Origin of the sequence: Microvirga lenta (assembly GCF_020532555.1) — a bacterium.
In the GTDB taxonomy this organism is placed as follows: Bacteria; Pseudomonadota; Alphaproteobacteria; order Rhizobiales; family Beijerinckiaceae; genus Microvirga; species Microvirga lenta.
Map to the genome: position 1 here is coordinate 288,513 of NZ_JAJBBR010000007.1, position 16,763 is coordinate 305,275.

Consider the following 16,763-nt stretch of genomic DNA (forward strand, 5'->3'; position numbering starts at 1 on the left):
AGCCGATTTACTGTAGTATTGAATCACTCTTCGGTCCCTCTCGCTTTCCGGTATCGACTGCGCTACAACTTTCGTCGAGGAAACCCTTCGGAGGACCCGATGGCTGTTGCTGCTCGCAAGGCCGGTCGCGCTGCTTCTGGCGCGGCTAACAAGACCACTCCCAACAAAGGCACGGCACGAAAAGCCGCCCCTAACACCCCACAATTCGACCAGGACCAGGACCTCTCGGCCTACAATGACATGCTCCTGATCCGGCGCTTCGAGGAGAAGTCCGGACAGATGTACGGCATGGGCCTCATCGGGGGCTTCTGCCACCTGTATATCGGCCAGGAAGCGGTCGTGGTCGGCATGCAGATGGCGACCCGCGAGGGCGACCAGGTCATCACCGGTTACCGCGATCATGGCCACATGCTCGCCTGCGGCATGGACCCCAAGGGCGTCATGGCCGAGTTGACCGGACGCCGCGGCGGCCTGTCGAAGGGCAAGGGCGGCTCCATGCACATGTTCTCCAAGGAGAAGCATTTCTATGGCGGCCACGGCATCGTCGGCGCGCAGGTGTCGCTGGGCACCGGCATCGCCTTCGCGAACCACTACCGCGAGAACGGCAATGTCTGCCTGACCTATTTCGGCGACGGCGCGGCCAACCAGGGCCAGGTCTACGAGAGCTTCAACATGGCGGCGCTCTGGAAGCTGCCGGTCGTGTACGTGATCGAGAACAACCGCTACGCCATGGGCACGTCCGTCAACCGCGCTTCGGCGCAGACGGACTTCTCGAAGCGCGGCTTGTCCTTCGGCATCCCCGGCGAGCAGGTGGACGGCATGGATGTCCGCGCGGTCTACGCCGCCGGTCAGCGCGCCATCGAGCATGCCCGCTCCGGCAAGGGGCCCTACATCCTCGAAATGCAGACCTACCGCTATCGCGGCCATTCCATGTCCGACCCGGCGAAATACCGCACGAAGGACGAGGTGACCCGTATGCGCGAGGAGTTCGATCCGATCGAGCAGGTGCGCCGCCGTCTCCTGGAGAGCTGGAAGCTGTCCGAAGACGAGCTGAAAGCCATCGACAGCCAGGTGCGCGAGATCGTGAACGCGGCCGCCGAGTTCGCCACGCACGATCCGGAGCCCGATCCGTCGGAGCTCTACACGGACATCCTGCTCTAATCAGCTCCAAGCGGCGCTTGTCGCGCCGCTCCCCCCTTTTCGCCGCAGCGACAAAGAACACGAGTCTTCCATGGCGATCGATATTCTCATGCCGGCCCTCTCCCCGACGATGGAGCAGGGCAAACTGGCCAAATGGCTGAAAAAAGAAGGCGACAAGGTCAAGCCGGGCGACGTGCTGGCCGAAATCGAAACCGACAAGGCGACCATGGAGGTCGAGGCGATCGACGAGGGCGTCCTCGCCAAGATCCTGGTCACCGACGGCACGGACAACGTGGCCGTGAACACCCCCATCGCGGTTCTCGCGGGCGAGGGCGAGGACGTGTCCGCTGCGGCCTCGAGAGCGCCGGCGCAAGGGGGAGGCGAGGCCCCGCCCGCGCCCGGGCCGAGCGCTCCGCAGCAGGCTCCCGTTCCGGACATGCAGGCCGAAGGCATGGCCGACCGGCCGGCGCCCGACGCCCGCACGGATTCGGACCGTCCCGTCGCCGAGCCCGCCACGCCCTACATCATCCAGAGCCGCACCTCCCACGACGCCATGGCGGAAATTCCCGAAGGCACCGAGATGGTCACCATGACCGTCCGCGAAGCCCTTCGCGACGCCATGGCCGAGGAGATGCGCAAGGACGAAAACGTCTTCGTCATGGGCGAAGAGGTGGCCGAGTATCAGGGTGCCTACAAGGTCACCCAGGGGCTGCTGCAGGAATTCGGCGCCAAGCGCGTCGTCGACACGCCGATCACCGAGCACGGCTTCGCCGGCGTCGGCGTCGGCGCGGCCTTCACGGGCCTGCGTCCCATCGTCGAGTTCATGACCTTCAACTTCGCCATGCAGGCGATCGACCAGATCATCAACTCGGCGGCCAAGACGCTCTACATGTCCGGCGGCCAGCTCGGCGCGCCCATCGTGTTCCGCGGCCCCAACGGCGCCGCGGCCCGCGTGGCGGCGCAGCACAGCCAGGACTTCTCGGCCTGGTACTCCAACGTCCCGGGCCTGAAGGTCATCGCACCCTACACGGCCTCCGATGCGAAGGGCCTGCTCAAGAGCGCCATCCGCGACCCGAACCCGATCATCTTCCTCGAGAACGAGATCCTCTACGGTCAGTCCTTCCCGGTGCCGAAGCTCGACGACTTCACGGTGCCGATCGGAAAGGCGCGCATCCACCGCGAGGGCAAGGACGTGACCATCGTGTCCTTCTCGATCGGCATGACCTATGCGCTCAAGGCCGCGCAGGAGCTCGAAAAGGAAGGCATCCAGGCCGAGGTGATCGACCTGCGCACCATCCGCCCCATGGACACGGACACCATCGTGGCCTCGGTCATGAAGACCGGCCGCTGCGTGACCGTGGAGGAGGGTTTCCCGCAATCCGGCGTCGGCGCCGAAATCGCCATGCGCATCATGGAGAACGCGTTCGACTACCTCGACGCGCCGGTCGCCCGCGTCACCGGCAAGGACGTGCCGATGCCGTACGCGGCGAACCTCGAGAAGCTGGCGCTGCCCAGCGTCGCGGAGGTCGTCCAGGCCGCCAAGGCCGTTTGCTACAGGTAACATCATATGACTGAACGGAAATTCGAAGCCCTCAACGTTCCCCCTGACGTCCTGGAGAAGGGCGGCATCGAGATCCTGCGGGCTTCGGTGGTCGATGGCGCGGTCAGCGTCGCGCTGCGCCGCGCCTTCGACGATCCGTTCACCTGGGGTGTGCTTCTCGTCGACCTCGCCCGCCACGCCGCGCGCGTCTACGCCATGGAAACCGATTTCTCCGAGGAAGAGGCCATGGCCGAGATCAGCGCCGGCATCCAGGCGGAGCTGGACGACCCGAGCGATCCCGGCTCCACGCAGGCCATCAACTGAGCATTTTCCGGAAAGCGGATACCGGTTTTCCGATGCGGGAATGCGACAACCAGAATTCTAACTCTCGATCAGGATCGAAAACGCCATGCCCATCAATATCCTGATGCCTGCCCTGTCTCCGACGATGGAGAAGGGCAACCTCGCCAAGTGGTTGAAGAAGGAAGGCGACACGGTGAAGTCCGGCGACGTGATCGCCGAGATCGAAACCGACAAGGCCACCATGGAGGTGGAGGCCGTCGACGAGGGCATCCTCGCGAAGATCCTCGTGCCCGAAGGCACCGCCGACGTGCCGGTCAACCAGCTCATCGCGCTCATCGCGGGCGAAGGCGAGGACCCGAAGAGCGTCCAGGCCCCCGCGGAGGGCGGTAGCGCCTCCGCTCCGGCTCCGCAGGCCCAGCAGCCCGCCCCGGCGGCTCCCGCCGCAGCGCCGCAGCCGCAGGCCAACACCATTCCCGGCGACCAATCCGCCCACATGTCCTATGCCCGCGTCGATCAGGCGCCGAGCGGTCCGGCTCAGGCGCAAGGCGGAGCGAAGCCCAACGGGGCAGGGCAGGCGCAGGCGGGCAACCGCGTCTTCGCCTCGCCGCTCGCCAAGCGGATCGCCAAGGAGGCCGGCATCGACCTCGCATCGATCCAGGGCTCCGGCCCCCATGGCCGCGTGGTCGAGAAGGACGTTCGCGCCGCCATGGCGGGCGGAGGCGCCAAGCCCGCCGCTGCCGCTGCCGCTCCGGGCGCGCCTGCTCCCGCCGCGAAGGCCGCCGCGCAGCCTCCCGTCATGGCGCCCAGCGCCTCGGCCGATCAGGTCAAGGCGATGTTCGAGGCCGGCACCTACGAGGAGGTTCCCCTCGACGGCATGCGCAAGACCATCGCCAAGCGCCTGGTCGAATCCAAGCAGACCGTGCCGCACTTCTACCTGTCGCTCGACTGCGAGCTCGACGCGCTCATGGCACTGCGCGAGCAGATCAATGCCGCGGCCGGCAAGGACAAGGACGGCAAGCCCGCCTACAAGCTCTCGGTCAACGACTTCGTCATCAAGGCCCTGGCCATCGCGCTCCAGCGCGTGCCCGCCGCCAACGCGGTCTGGGCCGAGGACCGCATCCTCAAGATGAAGCACTCCGATGTGGGCGTCGCCGTCGCCATCGAAGGCGGCCTGTTCACCCCGGTCGTGCGCAAGGCCGAGCAGAAGACGCTCACCGCCATCTCGGCCGAGGTGAAGGACATGGCGGGCCGCGCCCGCAACCGCCGCCTCAAGCCCGAGGAATACCAGGGCGGCTCCACGGCGGTCTCGAATCTCGGCATGTTCGGCATCAAGAACTTCCAGGCCGTCATCAACCCGCCGCAGGGCACGATCCTGGCAGTGGGCGCAGGCGAGCAGCGGGTCGTGGTGAAGAACGGCCAGCCCACCGTCATCCAGGCCATGACCGTGACGCTCTCCTGCGACCACCGCGTGGTCGACGGCGCGCTCGGCGCCGAGCTTCTCGCAGCCTTCAGGCAGCTCATCGAGAACCCGATGGGAATGCTGGTTTAATGAGTGTGTCATCCCGGCCGGAGCGTCAGCGCAGAGCCGGGATCGCAAGATCAGATCGGCGCCTTTCCTAATAGCGATCCCGGCTCTCGCTCTGCTCGGCCGGGATGACGAGTGGGGACACCATGGCAGACCAATACGACATCATCGTCATCGGCGGCGGGCCGGGCGGCTATGTGGCGGCGATCCGGGCCGCGCAGCTCGGGTTCAAGACCGCCGTCGTGGAGCGCGAGCACCTGGGCGGCATCTGCCTCAACTGGGGCTGCATTCCGACCAAGGCGCTGCTGCGCTCGGCCGAGATCTACCACTACATGCAGCACGCCAAGGATTACGGCCTCTCCGCGCAAGGGATCGGCTTCGACGCGGGCGCCATCGTGCAGCGCTCGCGCGGCGTTTCGGGCCGTCTCAACGGCGGTGTCGGCATGCTGCTCAAGAAGAACAAGGTCGATGTGATCTTCGGCGAGGCCGCCATCTCCAAGCCCGGCGAGGTCGTGGTTTCGGCCACGAAGAAGCCCGCCATGCAGCCGCAGCACCCCGCGCCGAAAGGCGCGCTGGGACCGGGCACCTATTCGGCCAAGCACATCATCGTGGCGACGGGCGCGCGCCCGCGCGTGTTGCCCGGCATCGAGCCGGACGGCAAGCTGATCTGGACCTATTTCGAGGCCATGGTGCCGCCCGCCATGCCGAAATCGCTCATCGTCATGGGCTCGGGCGCCATCGGCATCGAGTTCGCCTCGTTCTACCGCACCATGGGTGTGGACGTGACCGTGGTCGAGGTGATGCCGCAGATCCTCCCCGTGGAGGATGCCGAGATCGCGGGCCTCGCCCGCAAGCGCTTCGAGAAGCAGGGCATCAAGATCTTCACCGGCACAAAGGTGACGAAGGTCGAGAAGGGCCCGAACGGCGTTTCCGCCACCATCGACGATGGAAAGAGCGTGCAGACGATCCAGGCCGAGCGGATGATCTCGGCGGTGGGCGTCGTCGGCAACATCGAGAACCTGGGCCTTGAAAAGCTCGGGGTGAAGATCGACCGCGGGACTGTCGTGACCGACGGGCTCGGCCGCACCAACGTGCCCGGCATCTATGCCATCGGCGACGTGGCCGGCCCGCCCATGCTGGCGCACAAGGCCGAGCACGAGGGCGTCATCTGCGTCGAGACCATCAAGGGAATGCACACCCACCCGATGGACAAGGGCAAGATCCCGGGCTGCACCTACTGCCACCCGCAGATCGCTTCCGTCGGGCTCACCGAGGCCAAGGCGAAGGAGCAGGGCTACGACATCCGCGTCGGCCGCTTCCCCTTCGTGGGCAACGGCAAGGCGATTGCCCTGGGCGAGCCGGACGGCCTGGTGAAGACCATTTTCGACAAGAAGACCGGGCAGCTGCTCGGCGCGCACATGATCGGCGCGGAGGTGACCGAGCTGATCCAGGGCTTCGTGATCGCCATGAACCTGGAGACGACCGAGGAGGAGCTGATCCACGCCGTCTTCCCGCACCCGACCCTGTCCGAGATGATGCACGAGAGCGTCATGGACGCCTACGGGCGGGCGATCCATATCTGATCCGCTGCCTCATGGCGGCGAACCCCGCCATGAGCCTCCGTCCATGGTCGTGGCATTGCCGCCAGGCACTCTCAATGGATGCAGTCGGCCACGCACTCCGGTGCTGCCCTTGCCGGCAGGTGGTCCTGCGCCCAGATGGCGGCCTGGGTGCGGTTGCCGACGCCGATCTTTCTCAGAATCGCCTTGAGGTGGACCTTCACGGTCGCTTCCGCGAGGTTGAGTTTTCGGGCGATGACCTTGTTGGGCGCCCCCTCCTTCAGGCAGTCCAGGATCTCGACCTCCCGATGGGACAGCTTGTGGCTTCGCGGGTCGGGGGCCCGTCCGTTTCCGGCGCCGTCCTGGGCGGCGTGATCCGCAGAAGAGTATTCCGGCTTCTCGCCCAGGACCGACCGGATCCAGGACGACGGGACGACCGTCTCTCCGAGCATCACCAGCTCGATGGATTGAATGAGCACATCGCGGCTCACGGTCGTCAGGCAGAAGCCGTCCGCACCCGCCGTCCAGGCAGCCACCATCGGGCCGAAGTCGAAGCTGTCCGCCAGCACCACGACCCGGGCCGCGGGCCGCTGGGCCTTGAGGTCGCGGATCATGGCGGCCAGGGTGTCGGAGGGGCGCTTTCCATCGACGATGAAGAGAACGGGCGCGCCGCTGGAAAGGCGCGGCAGGTCGGCGGTGTCGCGGAGCGCGTCCTCCCAGACCGCGAACCGGGTGCCGGAGAGCAGTTGCTCCAGGCCGACGCTCAAGAGCGGATTCGTGCAGATTCGGATGGTCGTCACCTGCGGTGTGCCGTCACCCGACGGAGCGGTTTGAGTTCGGTAGGCTTGGTCGATCAACATGGTCCTGCCTTCGCTTGAGGTGCTGGAAAACTCAGTTGGTTCCGTCCCGTGCCTCCTCGGTGCTACCGAATGATGTAGACGATCCTGCGCGACGCAGCGTCGACGATGACCCAGCGATCGTTCACGACCGCGTAGCGGTAGGTTTCATGTTTGGGGATGAAATGCAGCCGGACCGAATCCGGCAGGATTTCCCCTGCCGCGATCCGGCCGTCGATCCGGCTGGACGGCAGATATCCCGGAGGAACCGGCATCTCGTCGGAGGAGAGCTCCGCCATGATCATGCGAGCGGTATCGGTGGCTCCGCCGAGGCTGCCCGTCGACAACTCGACCGTTTCCTGACCGGGAGGCTCGGCGGTGGTGCGCGCGGGCTCGAAGGTCGCGACGGACCCTGCGCAGAACACGGTGACCCCCAGAAGCAACGGCGATCGCATCCTCTACCTCTTCCGCCAGCCAGGCAGAACAAGAACGGATCGGACCGGCGGCTTATTCCAGGCACGTTCGAATTTCGTCTCAGGGCGAAGCCGGAGGCCGGGGAGCGCCTTCGAGCGCCTGCACCTCGGCGGAGTCCAGCAGGGGCTCCCCGGCACCGAGATTCTGCAGATGGGCATCGATCAGGTCTGTTGCGCCGCTCGGCTGATAGCCGGAATCCGTCCCGGGGCTGGCCAGGGCGAAATTGACGGTCCAGCCGGCACCTCGGCAGGCGAGCGCGTCGGCCGTGCCGAGGGTGGAGTGCAGGCGGAACTCGCGGCAAACCGACCCGTCCGCCAACCGGTAGGTGGAGATGATGCGCACCCGCCCTGCCGCCACTTCCGCTTCCTGTCCGGAAGGGGTCCGGCTGAGGGCGTCCCGGACCGAAGGGCTTTCCAGCTGGGCCATGAGGCCGCCCGCGGGGGGAGGCGTGTCCTGCCGTCCCGCGAGATAGCCCGCACCCGCCACGGCAAGCGCGGCGAGACCCGCCGCCAGAGCCAGCCCGCCGAGCCGCCACCTCCTCGCGGGTGCGGCCGACGCCCCTTTGCTCGTCTCAAGCGCCCCTGGCCCTGCCTCCCGGGTCTCGTACTCCTTTATCCTGGCCTCGACCGCAGCCTGCAGCTCGGCGGGAACTTCGAGAGCCTCCTCCCGGAGCAAGGCCGAGCGTGTGAGACTGCGGCTTCGCAGAAAATCGGCCACACGCTTCGTGACCGTGGGATCGGTCAGCATGGCCTGTTCGACCGCGGCGGCCATCGGCGCGTCGAGTTCGCCGTCGGCGAAGGCCATCAGGATCTCGTCGCTGAGATGGAGCTGTGACATGGGTTGGTACTCCGCGGCGGCAGCGGCCCTCAGGCGGCCTCTGTCATTTCAACAAGTCGCTTGCGAGCCCGCGCCAGCCGACTCATGACGGTCCCGATCGGGACGCCCAGCACCTCGGCGGCCTCGCGATAGGCCAGCTCCTCGACGCACACGAGAACCAGCACTTCCCGCTGCTCCTGCGGCATCGCGTCGATGGCGCGCTGGACTTCGGCCAGGAGCAGCCTGCTCAGGACCGGCCCCTCGCCGGAATCGCCTATGATCTGCTTCTGCTCGGTCACGTCTTCTGTCATGCCTTCAGCCTTCGAACGTCTCAGCTGGTCGATCCAGTGGTTGCGGAGAATGCGAAACACCCAGGCGTCGAAGCGAGTCCCCGGCTCCCAGGTGTCGGCATTTGCAAGCGCCCGCTCGCATGCGCCTTGGACAAGGTCATCGGCGAGCGACGGCGACCGGCACAGCACGAGCGCAAAGCGCCTCAGCCGCGGCAGAAGTGCCACAAGTTCCTGTCCTATGGCCGCTGGCATCTCTGCTCCGCATCGCCCGATCGGTAGAACAACGGGGCAGCCTTCGATTTTATTCCATTCCGTCTCGCGTGCGCCGCCTCCGGGCGGGGTGATTTCCTCCCGTGAGGCGCATCGGAGCGTGCGGGGGTTACACATGCCTGCGAAATCGGAGTAGTCTCGGTTTCGTGCCGATCCACAAGGTGTCTCGCCTGGCCACGGGGGCGTAACATCGAAGCGTCCGATGGAACTCGTCGGTCGTCCCGAAGGGATCGGGCATTCGAAGCGGTAGTCCTGCGTATCCGACTGGTTCTCGGCGCCACGGCACCGACGTGCAAGCCGCAAGGAAGAACTCATGACGTGCTGGTGGCGACACCTTCCGATCGTAGCGGCCTTGGCTGTCGCGGCGCTTCCTCTCGAGATCCGGCTCAAGGCAGGTCCGGAGCCTGGGCTCCACCTCAAGAATCCTGCCGCTTTGGCCGGACCGGGAAATGGCGGCGGTAACGGCGGTGGCAACGGTGGCAACTCCGGAGGAGCCGACGGCAATGGCGGCGGTAACGGAAACGGCAATAGCGGCAATTCAGGTGGAAACGGCCACGGCGGAAGTGCCGGTGGCAATGGAAACGGCGGCGGGAACGGAAATTCCGGGGGGAACGGGAATGCTGGCGGGAATGGAAACGCTGGCGGGAACGGGAACAGCGGCAATGCCGGAGGCAACGGCAGCCCGGGAGGAAATGCAGGCGGCAGCGCCAACGGCGGCAATGCCGGCGGTAATGGTAATGGAAATGCCGGGAACGGAAACGGCAGCCCTGGAGGAGGAAACGGCGGCGCCGGGAACAGCGGAAACGGTGGCGGTCGTGGCGGCGGAAACGGCCAAGGCGGCAACGCCGCAGGTGGCGGCCATGGAAATCAGGGCGGCCACGGCAACGGAGGCGGGCAGGGCGGAGGCGGCTACGGCAATGCCGGCGGAAGCCTCGGGAACAGTGGCCAAGGAGGCTTCGGCGGGGGGCTCGCCGGATCTCGCGGAGAAACTGCCGGTCCTGCGGGCGGTTGGGGGAGCGGCGCCTTTCCGAATGACGTCGCGACGCGAAACGGCACTCCCGGTGCCCCGGTCGGCATTGGACGGCCGGTCTCCGGCGGTCAACGCCCGGCCGTAGCCAATCCAGGCAGAATCTCCGTTCCCGCGAGACGGGACCAGCAACAACCCGGCACCTCGAAGCGCAGCAATCGCCAAGCATCGCCGGCCGCAATCCGGCCGACGCCGCGGGCGGGAGGCGGGCCGAGGCAGATCGGGCGGGGACAGGAGACATCCCGCGCTGCGGCTGATGACACGGCACGGAACGGCGCGGCCGAGGCCAAGCCTCGCCATGCTCCGCGCTCGATCGTCGCCCTCGGCCTCTCCGGCTCCGATCTCGGCAGGCTGACGGCGTCCGGCTTCCGGATCTCGTCACGCACACGCGGCGTCATGGCCCCGCAGGTCGTCCGGCTGCAGTTGCCCCGGGGCATGTCTCTCGCACAGGCTCGCCGGGCGGTGCAGCGGGTCAATGTGCAGGCATCGGCGGATCTCGATGCCTACTACTATCCGGACGGAGCCGCCGCAGACTGCATCGGGCCCAATTGCGAGGCCGCCCGGCTCGTCGGTTGGGCGCAGCCGCAGGTGGGCCGGTGCGGAGCCGCAATGCCCCTCGTCGGACTGATCGACACCGCCATCGATGTGGACCATGAAGCCCTGAAAGGGCAGGCCATCGAAATTCTGGACCGGCCGGGCAGCCGTTCAGACAAGTCCTCGCGTGACCACGGCACCGCGATTGCGGCGCTCCTCGTCGGACGCGCCGGCAGCCGGACGCCGGGGCTCATTCCGCAGGCCAGGGTTCTGGCAGTGGATGCATTCCACAAGGAACGCGGCGTGGCGGACCGGGCAGACGTGGTGTCGCTGGTGGCGGCTATCGAGGCCCTGGCGGATCGGGAGGTCCGGATCATCAATCTCAGCCTGTCGGGTCCGCGGAACGAGGTTCTCAAGAGGGCGGTCGAGGCTGCTCGCGCGAAGGGCATCGTTCTCGTGGCCGCCGCGGGCAACGGCGGCGCAGGGGCCGAGCCGTCCTATCCCGCGGCCTATCCGGGCGTGATCGCCGTGACGGCGGTGGATCGCAAGCTCAACATCTACCGCCGGGCCACGCGCGGCCCCTATATCGACCTTGCTGCTCCCGGCGTCGAAATCCTTGCGGCCGGTTCCGCAGCACCCGGCGCTCCGAAGAGCGGAACGTCCTATGCCGTGCCCTTCGTGTCCGCGGCGGCCGCCCTCGCGCTCGCCTCCCATCCGGGAATGACGATCGAGGACCTGCAGGCCAAGCTGGAGCGGGCCGCCCAGGATCTCGGTGCACCCGGGCGCGACGCGACCTTCGGCTACGGTTTGGTGCAGATGGCGGGCCTTTGCGCGCCTCCGGCCGATCCGCCTGCGGTCGCGACATTCTACGAAAAGCCCGGGGACACATGGCTCCGAACCCAGCTCAAGGCGGAACCGTGACGGGCCTTCTCCGGCGGCTCATGCCGCCGGAGCCGACAGGGGCAGACCTCAGAATTTCCAGGTGAAATTGCCCTTGACGGCGTGCTCCTGGTTACGGGCGCCGATCTGGCCCTGATAGCCCACTTCGAGGTTGATCGCCTCCGATGCCTTCCAGCCCAGCCCGGCTTCGGCCACGAGGGCGTTGCGGTCTACCGGCATGCCGCTCGCGACGAACGGCACATCGCCCCCCCGGAAGGTCAGGAGCGCGCCCGGCTCCACATCGCCATAGGCATGGCGCCAGCCGATGGTTCCGTGAAGGGTCAGCGGCAGCTCAGGGCTTACCGCCGCTTCGGCGCGCACGCCCAGGGTGGTCGTCCCGAGTTCGTGGCTTCGGCTCGCGCCGGTCAGTGCCGCCGCTCCGCCGGTTTCGGCAAACCCGTCCGTGTTCATCCGCAGGATCGACGCGCCGAGGAACGGTTCGACCGCGATGCCCGCCACGTTCAGGCGATATCCGATCTCGCCGAAGACCTGCGCCGTGGAGCCGCCGTAGGAGGCGCCGGCCTGGTCGGCGAAGCCCGGAAAGGAGATCCGCCGTGTGACGTCGATGTCGTGACCGGCATAGGATGCGCCGATGCGGAGCGAGAGGGCGCCCCAGTCGGCGGCGCCATAAATCGCGCCGAAGACGCTCTCGTTCGTGCCGTCCGCGGACCGCGCGGCGATATCGAATGTCGTGCGGGTGAAGCCGCCGGCGATGCCGATGCGGTATCCGACATCCGGCGTCGTCTCGGCACCGACGATGAAGCCGCCCGTGGTCGTGTCGAAACCTGCCGCCTGAGCGGTGGCACGGGCATTGCCCCAGGCGCCGAAGCCCTGGCCCCAGAGCGCGAAGCGGCGCGGGTCGAGGGTCGGGTAGGGCATGGGAGCCATATGCGGCGCCACTCCTGGCCGGTCGGCCGCGAAGGCCGCGGGAACGGTTGCGGCCGGCGCCGCGAAGGGCGTGCGCAGGCGGTTGAGGATCGCCTCCTTCACGTGGGACGCATCGCCGTACGCGGTGGTGACGGCGGAGGCGTTAGCCTCTCCGGCCAAGAGGTCGAGGGCGACCTGCGCATCGACCGCCGAGGTGCTGTTGAGGAAAGCGCGGTAGAGCGGGTTTCCGGCATCGAGGCCGGCGAGCGCCACGGCCACGGCGGTGTCGTTGGCATCCGCTGCGACTGCCGTGAAAGGCTTGTCGTTGCGGGCGAACGAAACGCTCACCTGATCGGGCCTGTAGACGAGAGCGGAATCGAAGAAGACGAAGGTGGGCGTCACGCGGGCAAAGCGGCCCGTCACGTCCCCGGTCGCCGTGACGAGGGTGTAGTCGCGGCCGGTATCGACGCCGCCGCTCGATCCTGCCAGGGCAAGCGTTCCGCCCAGGAGGGCTCCGCCCGCAACAGCCAGGCTGTCGGATCCAGTGCTGTCGATCCTCAGGCGCAGGACGCCCTCCGGAAGCTGTCGGAAGCTGCCGCCGACGGTCAGGCGCCCGAATCCGTTGGCGCGGCCCGGCGCCACGATTCCGGCTGCATTGAGCAGGTCGCCAGCGACGGCGCCGGAACCGGTCAGCGCACCGCCATAGAGGTCGACGAGGGGTGCGTTCAGGGTGCCGTTGACTTCCGCCGTGCCGTCAAGGATCCGCGCCCCGAGGACCGTCGTGAGCACACGACCGGAGGGCAGGGTGAGCCTTGCCTGTGCATGATCGAGGGTCACCGCGTCGACCGTCGGGTTCATATCGACCGTGATCGAGGAGGCGGCGTTCAGGACGACGTCGTAATAGCGCCCGGGCTGGCCCAAATTGCGGAATCCGCCGAGGCGATTGTCGGGCCGGGCACCTTCGCCGGTCTGGGTGTCGGTCCAGGCGGAGCGGTCGCTCCACCGGTAGGAGCCTGCCGAGGAGACCACCTGACGCAGCGGATTGTTCTGCGCGATCCAGTCGAGGAAGAGCTGCACCGGGGTCCAGTCGTCGACGATGCCGTAGCCGGGGATGCTGTCCCCGGTGACCGGATTGCCCGGGGTTCCGATCACGGTGCCGATCTGAACCAGCCCGTCTTCGGTGACCAGGAAGAGAGGACCGCCGCTATCGCCGGGGCCAGGGCTGCCTTGAAGGGCAGGGACGCGGATGCCGTCCTTGTGCAGACCGAAAACGTCGGGGTTTCCGGGGGAGAGCGGGGTGCGGAACTGGGCCAGCAGCACAGGGTGCACGCCCCACGGCTCCTCCACCTCGTAGGCCGCGATGTTCGTCTGCGCGATGCGGCGCTTGTCGTCGTAGTCGCTCCAGTGACCGCGCGGCGGGTTCGAGCCGGTCCCATGGGCGCCGTAGCCGCTGATGACGGCCAGGGCCCCCTTCTGCGGAATGGGATCGGTGGCGCCGACGAGGGTGACCGGCCGGATGGCGGTGACGGGAGCATCGAGAGTCAGGAGAGCGATATCCCCGACTCCGTGTCCTCTGGGTTGGAACGTGTGATGGGCAATCACGCCGTTCACGTTCCGGTCATGCGCCGTGGCTTCGGTCGCAATAGCGCCGAAGCGGATCTGGAAGTTCGGAGTCGTCCTGAGATCGATCTTGTCGGTCTCTCCGTTCACCACGCAGTGTGCGGCGGTCAGGATCGTGCGGGAATTGATCAGCGTGCCGGTGCAGAAGGTGCCTGGCCCGGGCAGAAAGATCGACACGACATTGTTCAACACGTTGTTGCGGTCGTAGTAGTTGTCGATACCGCCTGCCCGTGCCGCATCGACGTCGTTGAGAACGATGGCCTGAGCCGGGGCCAGTCCGGCGCCGGTCAGAAGAGCCGCGAGACCGAGGGGTGCGATCCAGCGGGCACCGGCCCTGCGCCCCAGCGGAGCCAGACTCGTGCCGGCGTTCAGGTCCTGCTTCAGATGTCTCATTCTGCCCCCGGAATATTCCCGCGCGACTCGATTGTTGTTCTCGCGGGAACAGGTCTTAAGACCGGAAACCTAGGATTCCAGAGCGTTCGACGCTCTCAAGGGGCGTTTTCCAGGGTGTGTAACCTTACGGCAACGCCAATGTTATATTGGCGAAGTGCCAGGTTCTGACACGTGAGTCTTTAGGGTAACCTCCGGGCGGCCCCGAAAGGCTCAAGTCTCCCTCCCGACTTCTTCCAGAAGGCTGATCTTCAGCTCACGGAAGGCGCGCTGGAAGCGGGAGGTCCGCTGTTCTTCGAGCATTGCTTCGAGAGCGTGGCCGAGTTCGCGCAGGCGGCGCTCGCCCAGGCGCTGCGCTTCGATGAACATCGAGTGCTCCTCCGACGAAGCGTGATGGTCGACCGCCTTGTGCAGGGCCCGCAGGTGCTCCTCGAATTGCGGGCTCGATGTCGGCAGTTTCAGCGTTGCCGCCAGCAGATCCGCCAATTGCTGGTGCTCGGCATAAGCCACCGATACGTCCTCGCTGACGGGGCGCACGGCCGGATAGAAGATCTCGTCCTCGATGTGCTCGTGGATCTCGAGCTCGGAGGCGAGCGCCCGCAGGAGATCGCGCCGCTGCGGATCGTCGGGCGACATGTTTTCGATCCGGCGGAACATGCTGCGCAGGAGCTGATGGTGTTCGAAGAGAACCTCATCCGCCTTGCGGCCGAGAGGGCTGCTCGTCTCCATTGAGCGGTCCGCCTCCGCGGCCTCCTCGATGTCGTCCGGTGTCACCGCCTCCGCGCCGGGCTCCTGCTCCCGTTTGACCTCGATGACTCCCTCGCGCACGCGCACCTCGTAGCGAGGCTGCGGGCATGTGGAGGGGCCGTCCATGGGGTGGCCGGTCTCGAGATCGTAGCGCGACCCGTGCCAGGGGCAGACCAGGCCGCCGTTCAGAATCCAGCCCTCGTCCAAGGGGCCACCCATATGCGAACAGCGGGCACCCATGGCGGAGATGCGCCCGCGGTGCCGCACGAGAACGATGGGAATATGTGCGCGCTCCACCTCGTCCCACACCTCGACGCGACGTGGCTGATCCTCCGACAGTTCGGCGGCGCGCAGGACGGGCTTGAAGTCCCGTGGCTCCACGCTGCGGTCGGCCTGATCGACCCCCTGTCGCCGGCGGTAGACGAGGTGGCCGCCCAGATAGGCGCCCGCGAACATGAAGCCCCAGGCGGCGGCGGTGGCGAGGCGTCCCTCCTTGCGGCGACCGCGCCGGCGCAGGGCGATGGAGGTGAGCTGGAGGCCGAGCGCCGTGCTGTTGATGAGAGCATGGGTGAGGCCCACCCGGCGGGACCGTCCATGGGTCTGCTGCCAGTCGGCGAGGCCCGTCGCCGCCGCGGCGACGGCGCCTGCGGCTCCGGCCTGGACCGCAATATCGGCGGCCCTGCCATAGCCCCCGTCCGGGCGAACCCCGATGGCATCCAGCGTGTCGAGACCGAGCGCAAGCGTCCAGGTTCCGATGGGAATGGTGACGAACATCGGGTGGACGGGGTGGCCGAACCACGTACCGTGCAGGGCATTGCGCGCCCTGCGCCCCGGCGTTCCGGCAAGGCGCTGGGGCAGGGCGACGGCATTGGCGAGGGCGAAAGCAGGGCTGTCGAGCCACTCTGCCGCTTCGATTCGACCGATAGCGGCCTCCGCCGCGCCAGGCTGGTAGGATGTCATCGAGCCTCCTCGTCCGTCACGCCGTGGCCTTGCCCCAGCGGCAAGGCTTGGCAGGCACTAACGAGACAATGGAGCCGGTCCCGTTCGGTTCACTCGCTCCGCGGGTACTTTTGGAGGATGTCCGGATGGGCAGTCGGATCGGGGCAGGCGCAAGCCGCCCGTCCAGGCGGATGGAAGCCCCGCACGGAAGGGAATCCGTGCGGGGCTTTCTTTACCGAGGGTCCGTGCTCCCCGCGCCCTGGAGGCGTAAGCGCGAAAGGAACCGGGCAGGCCGCTCGGTCAGATCACGAAGAAGTGCTGGTGGGTCAGCTCGAGACCCGGGTTCACCTTGGCGAAGACCAGGGCGGCGCCGGATCCGGATCCATCGGCGTCGTACGAGATGAGGCCGGAGGAAGGATCGTAGATGATGTGGTCGTTGTGATCGCTTGCGGTGCCGACGGCGAAGACGTCGGCGCCGAGCGGTCCGGACCAGAGCTCCGTGAAGACGGCGTCGTCCAGAGCGATCTTGTCCTCGGCCGTGTCGAAATCGCGGATCGTGTCCACGTTCGGCCTTCTGTCCAACCTCGTGTCGAAGACGAAGACATCGCCGCCATCGCCGCCCGACAGGAAATCGCTGCCGTATTTGCCGTTGATCTGATCGCTGCGGGAGGTGCCGGTGATGCTGTCACCGCCCCAATCGCCGAGGAGGGTCCTGCCATCGAGGGAGGTCAGGTCCGGCACGGGGTCCAGGCTCGGCGTAGGGATCAGGCTTGGCGTAGGGATCAGGCTCGGGGTCGGGGAGGGGGCCGCCTCGGGAGTAGGTGCCGGGGTTGCGGTGTCGGTGGGGGCACCGTGCTTGGCGGCGGAGGCGGAGGAGCCGTAGGACAGATCCGGCGATTTCACGTTGTAGGCGATGGTCTCTCCGCCGGACGGCGAGGAGCGGTACA

The 16,763-nt window shown here is 67.2% G+C and carries 13 protein-coding genes and 1 pseudogene; 6 read left to right on the forward strand and 8 right to left on the reverse strand.

The features are described 5' to 3' along the window. Positions 1-99: 99 nt before the first annotated feature. The 5 genes from pdhA (at position 100) to lpdA (ending at position 6,091) form a co-directional block, all read left to right on the forward strand. Entirely contained in the window at positions 100-1,161 is a 1,062-nt protein-coding gene (pdhA, locus tag LGR44_RS12710) for a pyruvate dehydrogenase (acetyl-transferring) E1 component subunit alpha (protein WP_226741067.1), read from the forward strand. Positions 1,162-1,231: 70 nt separating this feature from the next. Next, on the forward strand, positions 1,232-2,701 hold the full coding sequence (locus LGR44_RS12715) for a pyruvate dehydrogenase complex E1 component subunit beta (RefSeq protein WP_226741068.1): 1,470 nt from the start codon (positions 1,232-1,234) through the stop codon (positions 2,699-2,701). A 6-nt stretch (positions 2,702-2,707) separates the two neighbouring features. Beyond that, on the forward strand, positions 2,708-3,004 hold the full coding sequence (locus tag LGR44_RS12720) for a DUF5076 domain-containing protein (protein ID WP_226741069.1): 297 nt from the start codon (positions 2,708-2,710) through the stop codon (positions 3,002-3,004). An 85-nt stretch (positions 3,005-3,089) separates the two neighbouring features. After that, positions 3,090-4,532, forward strand: coding sequence for a pyruvate dehydrogenase complex dihydrolipoamide acetyltransferase (locus LGR44_RS12725; RefSeq protein ID WP_226741070.1), 1,443 nt, complete (start codon positions 3,090-3,092; stop codon positions 4,530-4,532). A 122-nt stretch (positions 4,533-4,654) separates the two neighbouring features. After that, positions 4,655-6,091: a dihydrolipoyl dehydrogenase gene (gene lpdA / locus LGR44_RS12730; RefSeq protein WP_226741071.1), complete on the forward strand. Its 1,437-nt coding sequence runs from the start codon at positions 4,655-4,657 to the stop codon at positions 6,089-6,091. Between the two features lie 71 nt (positions 6,092-6,162). Here lpdA and LGR44_RS12735 read toward each other — a convergent pair whose 3' ends face one another. From LGR44_RS12735 to LGR44_RS12755, 5 genes are all read right to left on the reverse strand, one after another. Continuing rightward, complete coding sequence (locus LGR44_RS12735) at positions 6,163-6,927, reverse strand: LuxR C-terminal-related transcriptional regulator (RefSeq protein ID WP_226741072.1); 765 nt, start codon at positions 6,925-6,927, stop codon at positions 6,163-6,165. Positions 6,928-6,989: 62 nt separating this feature from the next. Continuing rightward, the gene (locus LGR44_RS12740) at positions 6,990-7,358 is read right to left on the reverse strand and encodes a DUF1236 domain-containing protein (protein ID WP_226741073.1); all 369 of its coding nucleotides are present in this window, start codon (positions 7,356-7,358) and stop codon (positions 6,990-6,992) included. A gap of 79 nt (positions 7,359-7,437) precedes the next feature. Beyond that, complete coding sequence (locus LGR44_RS12745; protein ID WP_226741074.1) at positions 7,438-8,214, reverse strand: anti-sigma factor family protein; 777 nt, start codon at positions 8,212-8,214, stop codon at positions 7,438-7,440. 29 nt (positions 8,215-8,243) lie between these two features. After that, positions 8,244-8,735: an RNA polymerase sigma factor gene (locus LGR44_RS12750; RefSeq protein ID WP_226741083.1), complete on the reverse strand. Its 492-nt coding sequence runs from the start codon at positions 8,733-8,735 to the stop codon at positions 8,244-8,246. Positions 8,736-9,291: 556 nt separating this feature from the next. Beyond that, complete coding sequence (locus LGR44_RS12755; protein ID WP_226741085.1) at positions 9,292-9,702, reverse strand: hypothetical protein; 411 nt, start codon at positions 9,700-9,702, stop codon at positions 9,292-9,294. Positions 9,703-10,176: 474 nt separating this feature from the next. On the opposite strand from LGR44_RS12755, the gene LGR44_RS12760 reads away from it, so the two are divergent. Then, the gene (locus tag LGR44_RS12760) at positions 10,177-11,235 is read left to right on the forward strand and encodes a S8 family serine peptidase (RefSeq protein ID WP_319004841.1); all 1,059 of its coding nucleotides are present in this window, start codon (positions 10,177-10,179) and stop codon (positions 11,233-11,235) included. 48 nt (positions 11,236-11,283) lie between these two features. On the opposite strand, the gene LGR44_RS12765 is transcribed toward LGR44_RS12760, so the two are convergent. The 3 genes and pseudogenes from LGR44_RS12765 to LGR44_RS12775 form a co-directional block, all read right to left on the reverse strand. Continuing rightward, positions 11,284-14,133: an autotransporter domain-containing protein gene (locus LGR44_RS12765; RefSeq protein WP_226741075.1), complete on the reverse strand. Its 2,850-nt coding sequence runs from the start codon at positions 14,131-14,133 to the stop codon at positions 11,284-11,286. 210 nt (positions 14,134-14,343) lie between these two features. Beyond that, complete coding sequence (locus tag LGR44_RS12770; RefSeq protein WP_226741076.1) at positions 14,344-15,837, reverse strand: DUF2231 domain-containing protein; 1,494 nt, start codon at positions 15,835-15,837, stop codon at positions 14,344-14,346. A gap of 279 nt (positions 15,838-16,116) precedes the next feature. Then, positions 16,117-16,763: pseudogene (locus LGR44_RS12775) on the reverse strand (hypothetical protein); the annotation flags it as partial.

Excerpts from the sequence above, each read along its gene's own strand:
- pdhA (WP_226741067.1), top strand. The coding sequence starts at position 100 with ATGGCTGTTGCTGCTCGCAAGGCCGGTCGCGCTGCTTCTGGCGCGGCT.
- LGR44_RS12715 (WP_226741068.1), top strand. The coding sequence starts at position 1,232 with ATGGCGATCGATATTCTCATGCCGGCCCTCTCCCCGACGATGGAGCAG.
- LGR44_RS12770 (WP_226741076.1), bottom strand. The coding sequence starts at position 15,837 with ATGACATCCTACCAGCCTGGCGCGGCGGAGGCCGCTATCGGTCGAATC.
- LGR44_RS12735 (WP_226741072.1), bottom strand. The coding sequence starts at position 6,927 with ATGTTGATCGACCAAGCCTACCGAACTCAAACCGCTCCGTCGGGTGAC.
- LGR44_RS12745 (WP_226741074.1), bottom strand. The coding sequence starts at position 8,214 with ATGTCACAGCTCCATCTCAGCGACGAGATCCTGATGGCCTTCGCCGAC.
- LGR44_RS12750 (WP_226741083.1), bottom strand. The coding sequence starts at position 8,735 with ATGCCAGCGGCCATAGGACAGGAACTTGTGGCACTTCTGCCGCGGCTG.
- LGR44_RS12725 (WP_226741070.1), top strand. The coding sequence starts at position 3,090 with ATGCCCATCAATATCCTGATGCCTGCCCTGTCTCCGACGATGGAGAAG.
- LGR44_RS12720 (WP_226741069.1), top strand. The coding sequence starts at position 2,708 with ATGACTGAACGGAAATTCGAAGCCCTCAACGTTCCCCCTGACGTCCTG.
- LGR44_RS12765 (WP_226741075.1), bottom strand. The coding sequence starts at position 14,133 with ATGAGACATCTGAAGCAGGACCTGAACGCCGGCACGAGTCTGGCTCCG.
- LGR44_RS12760 (WP_319004841.1), top strand. The coding sequence starts at position 10,177 with ATGGCCCCGCAGGTCGTCCGGCTGCAGTTGCCCCGGGGCATGTCTCTC.
- LGR44_RS12740 (WP_226741073.1), bottom strand. The coding sequence starts at position 7,358 with ATGCGATCGCCGTTGCTTCTGGGGGTCACCGTGTTCTGCGCAGGGTCC.
- lpdA (WP_226741071.1), top strand. The coding sequence starts at position 4,655 with ATGGCAGACCAATACGACATCATCGTCATCGGCGGCGGGCCGGGCGGC.